This window comes from Streptomyces sp. NPDC104202 (assembly GCF_055584185.1).
The window spans coordinates 1-15864 of record NZ_JBVJMN010000009.1 but is presented as its reverse complement, the minus strand read 5'-3'; the positions used below and the strand labels follow the sequence as shown (position 1 = coordinate 15864).

Sequence of the window (15864 nt, the reverse complement as noted above, 5' to 3'; positions counted from 1 at the left end):
CCCGCAGGAAACGGGCAATCGGCCGTGTTTCGCCAGCTCACGGAGAGAGCTTTGGCCTTGTGTTCGAGGAACGTTCGAAGAACGGTGCCGGACGATCAGGCGACGGAGCCCGCCGCCGGCCCCTCCTCGTGCACCGCGGACGCCTCCGTCCCGTCGCCGTCGAGGGCCTCCAGGACCCCGGCGGCCACCGTCGGGTGGACGGGCAGTGCGAGATGGCCGATCCCGCTGACCCGGACGTTGTGCGCCCGGAGGTCGGGATGGTCGAGCCGGGCCGTCTCCACCGGCACCATCACCTGGTCCAGATCGCTCCAGAAGCTCACGAACCGGGTGCGGCAGCCCGGCGCGGGGGCGGCCAGCTCCCTCAGCACCTCCGAACCCGGCCGCATCTGCCGGACCAGCGGGTGCGCGTCGGCGAGCGGGGCCGCCACGGACGTGCCGGAGTGCGGGGTGCCGAGCATGACGAGGGAGCGCACCCGCGCGTCGCCGCCGAGGCGCTGCACGTAGTAGCGGGCGACGAGCCCGCCCAGGCTGTGGCCGACGATGTCGACCTCGGCGTGTCCCGTGCGGGCGCGGATCTCCTCCACCCGGCGGCCCAGCTCCTCGGCGGCGGCCCGCAGGTCGCAGGTGAGCGGGGAGTAGTTGAGCGACTCGACACAGTCACGGCCGTGCCGGGCCAGGGCCCGGCGGAGCAGGACGAAGACCGAGCGGTTGTCCACGAAACCGTGGAGCAGGATCACCGGGCGCCGGCCGGAGAGGCGCACGGCCGGGGGAGCGGCGGGGGCCAGGCGCTCGGCCGCGATGCCCGAGGGGTAGAGGACGAGATGGCCGGTGAGCACCGCCAGTTCCAGGACGGTGGCCTTCACGAGGGTGGTGACCTTGGCGAGCTCCATGGCCGGCCTCCCGAACGGCACGCGGGGCCGAACGGTACGCCGGTGCCGGGCCTCCGTGCCGTACGGACGACGGCGCGGAGGCGACGACGACCTCGTCGCGGCTCCCTTTGCGACCGTGCCCCGCTTGCGGCTGGTGGGCCCAGGAGGCGGGCCCGAAAGCGGGGTACGACGCAGAGCGAACATGTCCCACGTGTGATTTCCCCCTCCCCGTGCGCCGCGAAACTGCCGGGTGCGGGATGCTGGGGATAACGTTCGTTCACTCTTTCCCCGGCAATGAGGCGCGGGGGTCGCATGTGGAGGCAGTGATGGGTGTGACCGGAGCCGGTCCGATCCGCGTGGTGGTGGCCAAGCCGGGTCTCGACGGACACGACCGTGGGGCCAAGGTGATCGCGCGGGCCCTCCGCGACGCGGGTATGGAGGTCATCTACACCGGGCTCCACCAGACGCCCGAGCAGATCGTCGACACCGCGATCCAGGAGGACGCCGACGCGATCGGTCTGTCGATCCTCTCCGGAGCGCACAACACGCTCTTCGTGAAGGTCCTGGAGCTCCTCAAGGACCGCGACGCGCTCGACATCAAGGTCTTCGGCGGCGGGATCATCCCGGACGCCGACATCCCGCCGCTGAAGGAGAAGGGCGTCGCCGAGATCTTCACCCCGGGCGCGACGACGACGTCCATCGTGGACTGGGTGAACGCGAACGTGCGCGTCGCCGCGTAGCTCGCGGGCCGTCGCCCCCCTGGGCGCACGCCCCTCCCCGGGCACGCGCCCCCTCGGCACCTCTCCCCGGGTGCCCGCATTCCCGCCGAGGCCCTTCCGCACGGGAGGGCCCCCGGTCTTCCCGGGCCCGGCCGGGCCTCGGCCTTGCCTGGGCCGGGCTCCAGCCCTGCCTGGGCCCGGGCCCCGCCCCTGCCTGGGCCGGGCTTCGGACCAGGCTCAGCCGGTCTCGGGCCGGGCGCCGGCCGGTTCTCACCCCGGATGCTCCCCGAGCAGTTCGGCGCGCATCGCGGCGCGCAGCCGGAGGGTGGAGACCAGGCGCCGGAACGCCTCCGACCAGTAGCCGCCCGCGCCGGGAGAGGTGTCCTCGGCCTCGTCCGGCAAGGCCGTCAGGGAGTCCAGCTGCCGGGCCGCCGCCGGATCGAGGCACCGCTCGGCCAGCCCCATCACCCCGCTGAAACTCCACGGATAGCTGCCCGCGTCCCGGGCGATGTCCAGGGCGTCGATCACGGCCGCCCCGAGCGGCTCGTCCCACGGCACGGCGCAGACACCGAGCAGCTGGAACGCCTCGGAGAGACCGTGGGCGGCGACGAACGAGGCCACCCAGCGGGCCCGTTCGGCCGTCGGCAGCATCGAGAGGAGCTGGGCGCGCTCGGCCAGCGACGAGGTCCCCGGGCCGGTCGCGGGCGGCGCCGCGGGGGAGCCGAGGAGGGCCCGCGACCAGTCCGCGTCCCGCTGGCGCACGGCCGCCCGGCACCAGGCCGCGTGCAGCTCGGCCTGCCAGTCGTCGGCGACCGGCAGGGCCACGATCTCCTCCGGCCCGCGGCCGCCGAACCGGGCCGGCCAGCAGGACAGCGGCGCGGCCTCGACGAGCTGGCCCAGCCACCACGACCGCTCACCCCGGCCCGTCGGCGGGGTCGCCACCAGACCGTCCCGCTGCATCGCCGCGTCGCACTCGTGGGGGGCCTCGACGGCGACCACGGGCGCCCCCGCCGTCCGGTCGAGGCCGACACAGGTCGCGGCCCGGCCGGCCATGCGGCCCGCCAGCGCGGAGGCGGGCAGCGCGGAGAGCAGCTCGGCGGCGGTCGACCGGACGTTGCGGCTGCGGTCGGCGAGGGCCGCCTCCAGGAACTCCTCGTCCGCGTCGGAGAGTCCGGTCCGCAGCGAGTCGAGGAACATCAGCCGGTCCTCCGCCCGCTCGGCGGGCCAGGTCGAGGCGAGGAGGGCGAGACCCGCCGCCGCGTCCCGGGTCCGTACGGCGGTGAGCAGGGCGACCCGCTCCGCGAACAGTCCCTCGTCCCAGAGCGCGCGGACCTCCTTCGGGTCCTCGGTCGACGGCAGCCGCCCCGCCGCCCCCGCCCCGCGGAGGGCGAACCTCCACTCGGGGTTGAGCCGGGCCAGCCACAGGCCGCGCGGCCCGGCGAGCCGCAGCGCCTGCGGCCGCAGATCGGTCCGGGCGCGGGCCGCGTCGAGCAGGGCGGGCAGGGCGGCGTGCGGCGCCCGGTGGCCCAGCTCGTTCGCCAGGGCCAGCCACTGCGGGAGCAGTTCGGCGAGGTCCGGGGCCGCGCCGCGCCGCCCGGCGGGCGCGGGAGCGGCCCGTCCGGCGAGCAGCTGGTCGAGCCGGACCCGGGCGGCGGCGGGCAGCGGACGGCGCGGATCCTCGGGCGCACGCTCCGGCGGCGGAGCGGCGGGGCCCGGCCGCAGCCCCGCCCGGCGCCGCACGGTGTGCAGCGCGGCCGCGTCGAGCAGGGCGCCCGGCACGTCCGCCGCCGTCCCCGGGACCGTCGGTCCGGTGGGCGGCCGCCGGTCCGTGCCGAGCAGCGCCGCGGTGACGAGCTCCTCCCAGGCGCGGGCCGGGTCGTCCGAGGCGCCCCCGGGGCGGGCGGCCGGCGGGGCGGAGGGGGTCGTGGCGGTGTCCATCGGGTTCCTCCGGTCGGTCGGGCGGTGGTGGCCGGACGTCATACGAGGGGGACGGTCTCGGCGGGAGCCTCCGGGGACCAGGCGGCCAGCGGGGTGAAGCCGCGGTGGCCGCACTCCCCGAAGACGGTGACGGGGCCGCCGCCGGACAGGGCGACGAGCCGCCAGAGTCCCGGGCGCGCCTGGGCGGCAGGGGTCAGGGGCAGGGCCTCGCGGCCGTCCGCGTCGGCGAGCTGCCAGCCGTACTCCGCGCGGGTGGGCACGACCTGGCGCAGCGTCACGGGCCAGGAGTCCAGCCACGGGTCGTCGCGCAGCGCCCGGCCGTACGCGCCGAGGGCGGCGTCGACCGGGCCGCCCGGCGGCGGGGAGGCGGGGCCGGCGACCGGGACGAAGTGCTCGCCCGGCTCCGCCCGCAGCCCGCCGGAGGCCGGGTGCGGGGTCAGCTCGCCGTCGAGGACCGCGCCCACGGGGAAGGCCAGGGCGGGGGCCCGGCCGCCCGCACCGAAGGAGAGGACGAGGGCCGTGCGCCGGCTCGCCGTGCCGTGGAGCCAGATCCGGCGCGTCGTCAGCCGGGCGTCGGCCGCGTCGTACTGCGCGAGGACGAGCCAGTGGTCGCGCACCGGCGGGCCCTCGACCGCCGGGTGGAGGCCGACCCTGGTCCGCACGGTCGCGGCGAAGGGGTCGGGCAGCCGGTCGGCGGTGAGCCAGGCCCGGTCCAGGAGGTGGGTCAGCGCGCACTCCTCCAGCAGCCGCACGGGCCAGCCGGGTCCGGAGCCCGGGATCGCCCCCAGCTCCCGGACGCGTCCCGCGAGTCCGGGCGCCTGGGCGTCGACCATGCGGGCGGCGGTCTCCTCCCACAGCCCGTACCCCGCCTGCTCGGCCGTCGCCAGTCCGCCGCGCATCAGATCGGCGAGGCGCTGCTCCAGCTCCCGGGCGCCCGTGGTGATGCGGGCGGCCCGGCGCTCCGCCCTGCGGCGCGCCGCCTCGGGGTCGGCCGGCCCGGGGGGCGCGGCGCCCGTCCCGTCCCCGCGGGGCGCGGCGCCGGCGTCCCCGGCGCGCCGGGCGAGCCACTGCTCCGCCCAGTCCGGCGCGACGGCCTCGCCGGCCGCCGTCGCGTCCGAGGTCTGGAGCAGCAGCAGGCCCAGGGCGTGCTTGCAGGGGAGTTTGCGGCTGGGGCAGGTGCAGGCGTACGCCGGGCCGGTGGTGTCGACGACCGTGCGGTACGACGCGCCCCCGCTGCCCGCGCACAGACCCCAGACCGCGCCCCCCGCGCGGCCCGTGCCCGACCAGGGCCCCGGCGTGCCGAGTCCGGACCCCGCTCTGCGTGACGCGTCGTCAGGAGCGAGTGCCAGCACCTGTTCCGCCGTACGGCGCACCCCCATGGCATTCATGTCTCCGACGGTAGGGGCCGCCACTGACAACGCCGCAGGGAGTGGCTCCGGCCTGGGGGTTCGGCTGTGGGGGAGTGCGGGGCGGGGTGACCTGACGACTCCGGGAGGACGATTTGACTTTACCGTTCCTTTACGATTCCCTGCGCGGTACCGACCGTTTGTACGCACCACCTTGTTGGGGGACCCCCGCCATGAAGCGCACCGCCCGTACCGCCGCCTCGGCCCTCGCCGTCGCCGGTCTCGCCCTCGGCCTCGGCGCCTGTTCGGCGGTCGCCGACAAGGCCGCCGAAGAGGTCGACAAGACCGTCAGCCAGACCTACGAGGTCACCTACGAGGTCAGCGGCAAGGGCGTGGAGTCGATCGACTACCACGCGGGCGACGGCACCGCGATGGCCCCCGAGGTCGTGTCCGAGAAGAAGCCCGCCACGCCGTGGAAGAAGACGGTGAAGCTCCAGGGCATCATGCCGCCGGCCGTCATGCCGATCTCGCTCGACCCCGCCGACCTCACCTGCAAGGTCATCTACCAGGGCAAGGTCATCAAGGAGGCCAAGGCGGAACAGGCGATGGCCGGCGGCTGCGTCGCCGTCTCGCCGATCGTCGGCTGACCCCCGCTCAACTCTCCCGCGCGGGACCCCTCCACGCCTCCGACCGGCGACGACCGCCCGATGTCAGTGGCATGGTGCACCGTGGATCGCACAACAGGTCGAACGATCTGAAGGGGGATCCATGCCCGTGCCCGAAACCCTCGCGCAGCCCGGTTCCGGTGTCGAGACGGACACCGGACCGCAGCGGCCGCAGACCGCCACCGACGTCCTGCGGCCGCACGCGGAGCACGCCTTCGCCGACGAACTCGCGGCGCTCGCCGCCGCCGACGACCGCCCCCGGCCCGCCCGCTGGCGCCTCTCGCCCTGGGCCGTCGCCACCTACCTCCTCGGCGGCACCCTCCCCGACGGGACGGTGATCACCCCCAAGTACGTGGGACCCCGGCGCATCGTGGAGGTCGCCGTCACCACGCTCGCCACCGACCGGGCCCTCCTGCTGCTCGGCGTCCCCGGCACCGCCAAGACCTGGGTCTCCGAGCACCTCGCCGCCGCCGTCAGCGGCGACTCCACCCTCCTCGTCCAGGGCACCGCGGGCACCCCCGAGGAAGCCGTCCGCTACGGCTGGAACTACGCGCGGCTCCTCGCCGACGGCCCCAGCCGCGACGCCCTCGTCCCCGGCCCCGTCATGCGGGCGATGGCGCAGGGCCTGACGGCCCGCGTGGAGGAACTCACCCGCATCCCCGCCGACGTGCAGGACACGCTCATCACGATCCTGTCCGAGAAGACGCTGCCCGTCCCCGAACTCGGCCAGGAGGTCCAGGCCGTCCCCGGCTTCAACCTCATCGCCACCGCCAACGACCGCGACCGCGGCGTCAACGAGCTCTCCAGCGCCCTGCGCCGCCGCTTCAACACCGTCGTCCTGCCCCTGCCCGCCACCGCCGACGCCGAGGTCGACATCGTCGCGCGCCGCGTCGACCAGCTCGGCCGCTCCCTCGCCCTGCCCGCCGCCCCGGCGGCCGTGGACGAGATCCGCCGGGTCGTCACCGTCTTCCGCGAGCTCCGCGACGGCCTCACCACCGACGGGCGCACGAAGCTCAAGTCCCCCTCGGGGACGCTCTCCACGGCCGAGGCCATCTCGGTCGTCACCGGCGGCCTCGCCCTCGCCGCCCACTTCGGCGACGGCGTCCTGCGCCCCGCCGACGTCGCCGCGGGCATCCTCGGCGCCGTCGTCCGCGACCCGGCCGCCGACCGCGTCGTCTGGCAGGAGTACCTGGAGACGGTCGTCCGGGAGAGAGACGGCTGGAAGGACTTCTACCGCGCCTGCCGCGAGGTGAGCGCGTGACCGCCGTCGCCACGGCCCCGGCCGCGGTGACGGGCCCGGGCCGGACCACGGGACCGCTGCTCCTCGGGGTGCGCCACCACGGCCCGGGATCCGCGCGGGGCGTCCGCGCGGTCCTGGAGGCGCGGCGGCCCGCGGCCGTGCTGATCGAGGGACCGGCCGAGGCCGACGCCCTCGTGGCCCTCGCCGGCGAGGAGGACATGCGGCCCCCCGTCGCCCTGCTCGCGCACGCCGTGGACGATCCGGGGCGGGCCGCGTTCTGGCCGATGGCGGAGTTCTCGCCCGAGTGGGTCGCGATCCGCTGGGCCCTCGGCCGGGGGGCCGTCGTCCGCTTCGTCGACCTGCCCGCCGCGCACACCCTCGCCGCCTCCGACCCCACCTGGGACGACGGCGAGGACGAGGTCGCCACCGGGGAGCCGCGGATCGACCCCGTCGCCGAACTCGCCGTGGCCGCCGGCTACGAGGACGCCGAGCGCTGGTGGGAGGACGTCGTCGAACTGCGCGGCGACGGCGATCCCGCCGCCCCCTTCGAGGCCCTCGCCGAGGCCATGGGCGCCCTCCGCGAGGCGTACGGACACGGCGGCCACCCCCGCGACCTCGTCCGCGAGGCGCACATGAGGCTCCGGCTGCGCGAGGCCCGCAAGGAGTTCGGCGACGACGTCGCCGTCGTCTGCGGCGCCTGGCACGTCCCCGCCCTCGCCCGGAAGACCACCGTCGCCGCCGACCGGGCCCTGCTCAGGGGCCTGCCCAAGGTACGGACCGAGACGACCTGGGTCCCCTGGACCCACCGCCGGCTCGCCCGGCGCTCCGGATACGGCGCGGGCATCGAGGCGCCCGGCTGGTACGGCCACCTCTTCACCGCCCCCGACCGGCCCGTCGAACGGTGGATGACCAAGGTCGCCGGGCTCCTCAGGGCCGAGGACCACCCCGTCTCACCCGCCCACGTCATCGAGGCCGTCCGGCTCGCCGAGACCCTCGCCGCCCTGCGCGGCCGGCCGCTCCCCGGCCTCGACGAGACCACCGACGCGGTCCGCGCCGTCCTGTGCGACGGCTCCGACGTGCCCCTCGACCTCGTCAGGGACCGCCTCGTCGTCGGCGACGTCCTCGGCCGGGTCCCCGACACCGCCCCCGCCGTCCCGCTGGAACGGGACCTCGCCCGCCGCCGGCGCACCCTGCGCCTCAAGCCCGAGGCGCAGGAGCGCACGCTCGAACTCGACCTGCGCAAGGAGACGGACGGCGAGCGCAGCCGGCTGCTGCACCGGCTGCGGCTCCTCGGCGTCGACTGGGGCGAACCGGCCGCGGGCCGCGCCGGCACCGGCACCTTCCGCGAGACCTGGCGGCTGCGCTGGGAGCCCGAACTGCACGTCCGCGTCGCCGAGGCCGGCGTCTGGGGCACCACCGTCGAGGCCGCCGCCACCGCCAGGGCCGAGGCCGGGGCCCGGGGCGCCGCCACCCTCTCCGACGTCACCGCCCTCGCCGAGCGCTGCCTGCTCGCCGGAGTCGCCGACGCGCTCCCCGTCGTCATGCGGGCGCTCGCCGACCGGGCCGCCCTCGACACCGACGTCGCCCACCTCGCCCAAGCCCTCCCCGCCCTGGCCCGCGCCCTCCGCTACGGCGACGTCCGCGGCACCGGCACCGAGGCCCTGGCCGACGTGGCGGCGGGGCTCGCCGAACGGATCTGCGTCGGCCTCCCGCCCGCCTGCGCCGGACTCGGCGCCGACGCGGCCGCCGCCCTGCGCGAGCGGATCGACGAGGTCCACCAGGCGCTCGGCCTGCTGCCCGATGCCGCCGGCCTCGCCGACCGCTGGGCGGACGTCCTGCGCCGGATCGCCGGCCACGACCGGGTGCCCGGCCTTCTGCGGGGCCGGGCGGCCCGGATCCTCCTCGACGACGGGCGGATCTCCGACGAGGGGGCCGCCCCGCTCATGAGCCGCGCCCTCTCCCCGGGGACCGCGCCGCCCGACGCGGCCGCCTGGATCGAGGGCTTCGTCGGCGGGGCGTCCGGCGGCGGCCTCCTCCTCGTCCACGACGAACGGCTCCTCGCCCTGGTCGACGCCTGGCTCGCCTGCGTGCCGGCCGCGGCCTTCACCGACGTCCTGCCGCTGCTGCGCCGCACCTTCTCCGCGTACGAGCCCGCCGTCCGCCGCACCCTCGGCGAGCTGGTCGCCCGGGGCCCGCGCGCCGACGGCACCGAGCGCCCGGCACCCGGCGCGCCCCCCGGCTTCGCGGCCGGCCTCGACCGGGAACGGGCGGACGGCGTCCTGCCCCTCCTCCACCTCATCCTCGGCTCGGAGGCCCGCGCATGACCACCACCCGGACCACGGCCCCGGCCGCCGACGCCGCCCCGGCCGGCGCCACCACTCCGACACCGACGAGCCCTCCGTCGAGTGCCCCGACCAGCACCCCTGCGCCCACCCCGCCCACCTCGCCCACGGACCCCACCCCGCCCACCTCGCCCACGGACCCCGCCACGTCCACGACCCCGCCCACGGACCCCGCCCCGTCCACGGCCCCGGATCCGACCGCCGACTCTGCGACCCCCGACCCCGCGGCCGCCGACGAGCGGCTCCGGCGCTGGCGGCTCGTCCTCGGGGGAGGGGAGGCGGAGGGGACGGGGCGGGCCCTCTCGGGCACCGACGCGGCCATGGACGCGGCGCTCACCTCGCTCTACGGACGCCGGCCGCAGGACGACCGCGGGGGACGGGAGCGCGGGGCCGGGCTCGGGGCGTCCGCGCCCTCCGTCGCCCGCTGGCTCGGCGACATCCGCACGTACTTCCCCGGCCCCGTCGTGCAGGTGATGCAGCGTGACGCCATCGACCGCCTCGGGCTCGCCCACCTCCTCCTGGAGCCGGAGATGCTGGCGGCCGTCGAGGCCGACGTGCATCTCGTCGGCACCCTGATCTCGCTCGGCAAGGCGATGCCGGAGACGACCCGGGAGACCGCGCGGGCCGTGGTGCGGAAGGTCGTCGACGACCTGGAGAGGCGGCTGGCGGGCCGGACGCGGGCCACGCTCGACGGCGCGCTGGACCGCTCCGCGCGGATCAGCCGCCCCCGCCACAGGGACATCGACTGGGACCGGACGATCCGCGCCAACCTCGGGAACTACCTGCCCGAGCACCGCACGGTCGTCCCGGAGCGGCTGGTCGGGCACGGACGCGCCTCCCGGGCGGTGAGGAAGGAGGTGATGCTCTGCATCGACCAGTCCGGCTCGATGGCGGCCTCTCTCGTCCACGCCTCCGTCTTCGGCGCCGTCCTCGCCTCGATGCGGTCGATCGCCACCCGGCTCGTCGTCTTCGACACCGCCGTGGTCGACCTGACCGACCGGCTCGACGACCCGGTCGACGTCCTCTTCGGCACCCGGCTCGGCGGCGGCACCGACATCAACCGGGCCCTGGCCTACTGCCAGGAGCGGATCACCCGGCCCGCCGACACCGTGGTCGTCCTCATCAGCGACCTGTACGAGGGAGGGATCCGCGACGAGATGCTGAGGAGGGTGGCGGCGATGAAGGCGTCCGGCGTCCAGTTCGTGGCGCTCCTCGCCCTCTCCGACGAAGGCGCCCCGGCCTACGACCGCGAGCACGCGGCGTCCCTCGCCGCGCTCGGCGCCCCGGCCTTCGCCTGCACCCCCGACCTCTTCCCGGAGATCATGGCGGCCGCCCTGGAGAAGCGCCCCCTGCCGGTGCCGGCCGTGTGAGCGCCCGGGCCGCACCCCCGCCGGCGTGCGGATTCCGTCGCCGCGCGGCACCCGGGCGGGTGCGGAATCCGCAGGCTCCGGACCACCCGCACGGGTGCTCGCGGGGTGACTGAGTCCCATATCACACAGGTCTCGAAACGACCCTCACCCGTGATCCGGGCGCGTCGTGAGGGGCCGCGAGGCCAAGCCCCACCTGCCGGGGGCGCCGCCCGCCGATACCCCCCACCCCCTACGGACCGCCTCCCCGCCCCTACGATCTGTGACCCGTATCACCGCTCTGGTGTGATCTGCGATTTAGGGACCTACGGCCCTCGGCGATAACCTGCGAGACGGACATGCCGCGTCCACGGTCACCGTGTACGCCTCCCTTGTGACAGAGCAGTCACGTTGCCCTTCGCGGCACGCCCACGCAGACAACGAACCGCGATCATCAGAAAAGGGACGGACGCGCGTGGACCTGTTCGAGTACCAGGCGAGGGACCTCTTCGCCAAGCACGGTGTACCGGTGCTGGCCGGTGAAGTCATCGACACGCCTGAGGCGGCGCGCGAGGCCACCGAGCGTCTTGGCGGCAAGTCGGTCGTCAAGGCGCAGGTGAAGGTCGGCGGCCGCGGCAAGGCCGGCGGCGTGAAGCTGGCGGCGAACCCGGACGAGGCCGTCGCCCGCGCGACGGACATCCTCGGGATGGACATCAAGGGCCACACGGTCCACAAGGTGATGATCGCCGAGCTGTCCCCGGAGATCGAGGCGGAGTACTACGTCTCGTACCTCCTCGACCGCACCAACCGCACCTTCCTGGCCATGGCCTCGGTGCAGGGCGGCATGGACATCGAGGAGGTCGCGGAGAAGACCCCCGAGGCCCTCGCGAAGGTCCCGGTCAACGCCGTCGACGGCGTCGACATCGAGAAGGCCCGCGAGATCGTGGCCCTGGCGAAGTTCCCGGCCGACGTGGCCGAGGGCGTCGCCGAGGCCCTGGTCACCCTGTGGAAGACCTTCGTCGCCGAGGACGCGCTCCTCGTCGAGGTCAACCCGCTGGTGAAGACCAAGGACGGCCGCATCCTGGCCCTGGACGGAAAGGTGTCCCTCGACGAGAACGCCGACTTCCGCCAGCCCGACCACGAGGCGCTCGAGGACAAGGCCGCAGCCAACCCGCTCGAGGCTGCCGCCAAGGCCAAGAACCTCAACTACGTCAAGCTCGAGGGCGAGGTCGGCATCATCGGCAACGGTGCCGGTCTGGTCATGTCGACCCTGGACGTCGTCGCGTACGCCGGTGAGAACCACGGCGGCGTGAAGCCGGCCAACTTCCTCGACATCGGCGGCGGCGCCTCCGCCGAGGTCATGGCGAACGGCCTGGAGATCATCCTGGGCGACCCGGACGTCAAGTCCGTGTTCGTCAACGTCTTCGGCGGCATCACCGCCTGTGACGAGGTCGCCAACGGCATCGTCCAGGCCCTGGAGCTCCTCGCCTCCAAGGGCGAAGAGGTCACCAAGCCGCTGGTCGTGCGCCTCGACGGCAACAACGCGGAGCTGGGTCGCAAGATCCTGTCGGACGCGAACCACCCGCTCGTGCAGCGCGTGGACACCATGGACGGCGCGGCCGACAAGGCCGCCGAGCTCGCGGCTGCGAAGTAAGGGACGAGGTCAGAACACCATGGCTATCTTCCTGACCAAGGACAGCAAGGTCATCGTCCAGGGCATGACCGGTGCCACGGGCATGAAGCACACCAAGCTCATGCTGGGTGACGGCACCAACATCGTCGGTGGCGTGAACCCGCGCAAGGCCGGCACGACCGTCGACTTCGACGGCACCGAGGTCCCGGTCTTCGGCTCCGTCGCCGAGGCGATGAAGGAGACCGGCGCCGACGTCTCGGTCCTCTTCGTCCCGCCGGCCTTCGCGAAGGCCGCCGTGGTCGAGGCGATCGACGCCGAGATCCCGCTGGCCGTCGTCATCACCGAGGGCATCGCCGTCCACGACTCCGCCGCCTTCTGGGCGTACGCGCAGTCGAAGGGCAACAAGACCCGCATCATCGGCCCGAACTGCCCCGGTCTCATCACCCCGGGCCAGTCCAACGCCGGCATCATCCCGGGCGACATCACGAAGCCGGGCCGGATCGGCCTGGTCTCGAAGTCCGGCACGCTGACGTACCAGATGATGTACGAGCTCCGTGACATCGGCTTCTCGTCGGCCGTCGGCATCGGTGGCGACCCGGTCATCGGCACCACGCACATCGACGCCCTCGCGGCGTTCGAGGCGGACCCCGAGACCGACCTGATCGTCATGATCGGCGAGATCGGCGGCGACGCCGAGGAGCGTGCGGCCGACTTCATCAAGGCCAACGTCACCAAGCCGGTCGTCGGCTACGTCGCGGGCTTCACCGCGCCCGAGGGCAAGACCATGGGCCACGCCGGCGCCATCGTCTCCGGCTCCTCCGGCACCGCCCAGGCGAAGAAGGAGGCCCTGGAGGCCGCGGGCGTCAAGGTCGGCAAGACGCCGACCGAGACGGCCAAGCTGGCGCGCGCCATCCTGGCGGGCTGACAGCGGCTCCACGCCGTACGAGAGGGCCCCGCCCTCGCCCGGGAGACCGGGCGGGGCGGGGCCCTCTCGCGTGCCGCGGCCGGCTAGTCGGCCGCCGGGAGGAGCCGCTCGGGCCCCGGGTTGGGCTCGGAGCGCAGCTTGTCGCGGAGCTCCAGGTCCTCCGGGCGGAGCTTCTGCGGGCCGCCGCGCACCGGCACCCCGTTGACGGTCTCGCCGGGGGCGTTGACCGGGATGTAGCGGGTCGGCGCGGTCGCGGCCGTGAAGCCGGTGACGCCGATGAGGACCGCCGTCACCCCGAGCACCGCCCGGGTCCAGGTGCGGCCCCGCTTCTCGCTCCCGCTGCGGACCGTGCGGGCCGCCGGGAGGGAGGCCGCCGGGGTCTCCTCGACCAGCCGGCCGAGCCGTTCCTGCAGCGCCTCGGGCTCGGCCAGTTCGGGGAGCCGTTCCCCGAGGACCGTGCGCGCGTGCAGCAGCCGGTGGGCGGCGGCGGGGGTGCTCGCCTCGGTCTCGGCCGCCGTCTCCGGCAGGTCGAGACCGAGTCCGTCGTACAGCAGGACGGTGCGGCGGTAGGGCGGCGGCAGTTCGAGGAGCGCGTCGAGCAGCGTCCGCCGGTGCGCCTCGGACGGCGGGGCGTCGGGGTGCTTGTGGGCGCGCCGCAGCCGGTGCCAGGGCGAGAGGGCGTACTCGTAGGCCGCCGCCCGCACCCAGCCCACCGGGTCCGCGTCGACGGCGACCTCGGGCCAGTGGTCCCAGGCGTGGTGGAAGGCGTGGGCGACGGACTCCTCGGAGAGCCGGCGGCGGCCGGTGAGCAGGAACGTCTGGTGGACGAGGCCGGGCGCGGCGTGCGCGTACAGCGCGTCGAACGCCTCCTCGGGGGTGAGGCCCGGCACGGCCGGGACCGCCGCGGGGGGCTGGGGCCGGGACTCGGTCCGGCGCGGTTCGGCCGAGGGGGTGAACCCCTCCGCGGCCGACGGTTTCAGGCGTTCCTGCGGCCGTGACGGGCCCCTGCGGGCGGGCCCGGAGGAGCCGGCCGGGGCGGGGGAGGGGCCCCGCGGCGGCGTGGCCGCCCGCTGGGCGGCGCCCGTCGGACGCAGGCGCGTCTCCCTCTGCGGGGATGCCGCCGTTCGGGTCGGCGCGGACGGCGGCGGCGCGTCCTCGGCCGCGCCGAGCAGCTTCGCGTACGCCTCCCGCTTGCGGCCGCGCGGCGCCGAGCGTCCGGTCTCCCATGCCTTGACCGTGGCCTTCGTGACGCCCATGGCCTCGGCGACCTGCTCCTCGCTCAGGGCGAGGGCCTCGCGCAGCCTGCGCCGCTCCTTAGGGGTCGGCAGGGTGAAGGAGGGGGCGGAATCCGCGGTGCTCCGGCTCATCGGGGTCGACCTCCCGCAGCGCTTCTGTGGGCGGAAAAGTACATAAACGTATCTTGAGCGACACAACGGAACTTTGCCTGTTACGGGGCGCAGGCGCGTGTCGTTGGCAGCATGACCCCGTGACCCACGTGACCGAGCACCCCCTGGTCCAGGGCGGCCGTTCCGCCGCGCTCGCCACCGCCTGCGTCCGCGGCGCGGTCGCCGCGGGACTCGGCCTCGGCGCGCTGGCGGTCCTGGTGGTCGCGGCCTGGATCAGCTCCCCGTACCCCGACGGCGGACCGAACGGCGCCCTCCACCTGGCCGCCGGCCTCTGGCTGCTGGCCCACGGCGTCGACCTGCTCCGCACCGACACCGTCTCCGGCGTCCCCGCACCCCTCGGGGTCGTCCCGCTGCTCCTGGCCGCCCTGCCCGTCTGGCTCGTCCACCGGGCCGCCCGCGACACCCTCGACACCGGTGGGGACGCCGGCCGGCCGCGCCCCTCCGCGAGCGGGACGGTCGCCGCGGTCACCGGCGGGTACCTCCTCGTCGCGGCCGCGGTCGTGGTCTACAGCGAGAGCGGCCCGCTCCCGGCCGACCTGGTCACGGCCGGCCTCTGGCCGCCCGCCGTCGTGACGGCCGCGGCGGCCGCCGGTGCCTGGACGGCGCTCGGCCGTCCGCTGCCCGGCCTCCCGCAGGCGGTCGCCGCCCTGCGCGCCGCGGGCCACGGACTCGCCCTCCTGCTCGGCGGTGGCGCCATGGCCGCGGCCGTCTCGCTCGCCTGGCACGCGGCCGCGGCGCAGGCCGTCTTCACGGGCCTCGCGGGGGAGTGGTCGGGGCGGCTGGCCGTCCTGCTGCTCGTCCTGGCCCTGCTGCCGAACGCGGCCGTCTGGGGCGCCGCGTACGGACTCGGTCCGGGCCTCGCCCTCGGCACGGGCGCCCTCGCGACCCCGCTGGGCCTGGCCGGCGACCCGGCGCTGCCGCCCTTCCCGCTGCTCGCCGCGCTGCCCGCCGAGGGACGCGGCACCTGGGCCCACTGGCTCACCGCCGCCGTCCCGCTGGCCGCCGCCGTGGTCCAGGGCGCCGGCGTGGGCAGGGCCGCGCGGGCCTGGGACCTGCGGGACGCGGTCCTCACCGCCCTCGGCGCCGCCGGGGCCTGCGGGGCGGCCGTCGCCGTCCTCGCCGCCGCGGCGGGCGGTCCGGTCGGCACCGGCCGGCTCGCGGCGTTCGGGCCCTCGTGGTGGCAGACGGGCGCCGCCGCGGTCCTGTGGGGCGTCTGCCTCGGGGGCCCGGTGGCCCTGGGCGTACGGGCGTGGGGCCGCCGGACTCCGCGTCCGAAGCCCCTGCCGGCTCCCGCGAACGGGGCGGCGTCCGTGCCGGCGCCCGCCGCCGCGTCCGGGGCCGGGGGGGGGGGGGGGGGGGGGGGGGGGGGGGGGGGGGGGGCGGGGGGGGGGGGGTGGGGGGGGGGCCTGGAAGTTCACCCAAGCCCCAAAAAAAC

At 75.9% G+C, this 15864-nt stretch carries 12 protein-coding genes; 8 read left to right on the top strand and 4 right to left on the bottom strand.

Annotated elements, in window-relative coordinates; translation table 11 throughout:
- Positions 1-95: 95 nt before the first annotated feature.
- On the bottom strand, positions 96-890 hold the full coding sequence (locus tag ACZ60W_RS08555; protein WP_469754627.1) for an esterase/lipase family protein: 795 nt from the start codon (positions 888-890) through the stop codon (positions 96-98).
- Between the two features lie 305 nt (positions 891-1195).
- Here ACZ60W_RS08555 and ACZ60W_RS08550 point away from each other — a divergent pair, with 305 nt between their 5' ends.
- A complete protein-coding gene (locus ACZ60W_RS08550; RefSeq protein WP_366304704.1) occupies positions 1196-1609 on the top strand; it encodes a cobalamin B12-binding domain-containing protein in 414 nt (137 codons plus the stop codon).
- Positions 1610-1858: 249 nt separating this feature from the next.
- On the opposite strand, the gene ACZ60W_RS08545 is transcribed toward ACZ60W_RS08550, so the two are convergent.
- Complete coding sequence (locus tag ACZ60W_RS08545; RefSeq protein WP_469754626.1) at positions 1859-3526, bottom strand: DUF5691 domain-containing protein; 1668 nt, start codon at positions 3524-3526, stop codon at positions 1859-1861.
- Positions 3527-3564: 38 nt separating this feature from the next.
- On the bottom strand, positions 3565-4914 hold the full coding sequence (locus tag ACZ60W_RS08540) for an SWIM zinc finger family protein (protein ID WP_469754625.1): 1350 nt from the start codon (positions 4912-4914) through the stop codon (positions 3565-3567).
- A gap of 191 nt (positions 4915-5105) precedes the next feature.
- On the opposite strand from ACZ60W_RS08540, the gene ACZ60W_RS08535 reads away from it, so the two are divergent.
- The 6 genes from ACZ60W_RS08535 (at position 5106) to sucD (ending at position 13023) form a co-directional block, all read left to right on the top strand.
- Entirely contained in the window at positions 5106-5519 is a 414-nt protein-coding gene (locus ACZ60W_RS08535) for a hypothetical protein (protein WP_469754624.1), read from the top strand.
- A 121-nt stretch (positions 5520-5640) separates the two neighbouring features.
- Positions 5641-6798, top strand: a complete 1158-nt coding sequence (locus ACZ60W_RS08530) for an ATP-binding protein (protein WP_469754623.1) — start codon at positions 5641-5643, stop codon at positions 6796-6798.
- Positions 6795-9101 (top strand): DUF5682 family protein, encoded by a 2307-nt coding sequence (locus tag ACZ60W_RS08525; protein ID WP_469754622.1) that lies wholly within the window; start codon positions 6795-6797, stop codon positions 9099-9101. Before ACZ60W_RS08530 ends, ACZ60W_RS08525 begins: the two co-directional genes overlap by 4 nt.
- Positions 9098-10489 carry a VWA domain-containing protein gene (locus tag ACZ60W_RS08520; protein WP_469754621.1) on the top strand — a complete coding sequence of 464 codons (1392 nt, stop codon included), beginning with the start codon at positions 9098-9100 and terminating at the stop codon, positions 10487-10489. The genes ACZ60W_RS08525 and ACZ60W_RS08520 overlap by 4 nt, the downstream gene beginning before the upstream one ends.
- Before the next feature lie 451 nt (positions 10490-10940).
- Positions 10941-12119: an ADP-forming succinate--CoA ligase subunit beta gene (sucC, locus tag ACZ60W_RS08515; protein ID WP_033210588.1), complete on the top strand. Its 1179-nt coding sequence runs from the start codon at positions 10941-10943 to the stop codon at positions 12117-12119.
- Between the two features lie 19 nt (positions 12120-12138).
- Positions 12139-13023 (top strand): succinate--CoA ligase subunit alpha, encoded by an 885-nt coding sequence (sucD, locus tag ACZ60W_RS08510; RefSeq protein WP_056651031.1) that lies wholly within the window; start codon positions 12139-12141, stop codon positions 13021-13023.
- A gap of 83 nt (positions 13024-13106) precedes the next feature.
- Here the strand turns inward: sucD and ACZ60W_RS08505 are convergent, their stop codons facing one another.
- Positions 13107-14390, bottom strand: a complete 1284-nt coding sequence (locus ACZ60W_RS08505) for a sigma factor-like helix-turn-helix DNA-binding protein (RefSeq protein WP_469754620.1) — start codon at positions 14388-14390, stop codon at positions 13107-13109.
- 119 nt (positions 14391-14509) lie between these two features.
- Here ACZ60W_RS08505 and ACZ60W_RS08500 point away from each other — a divergent pair.
- On the top strand, positions 14510-15864 hold a 1355-nt coding region (locus ACZ60W_RS08500; protein ID WP_469754619.1), incomplete at its 3' end, for a cell division protein PerM.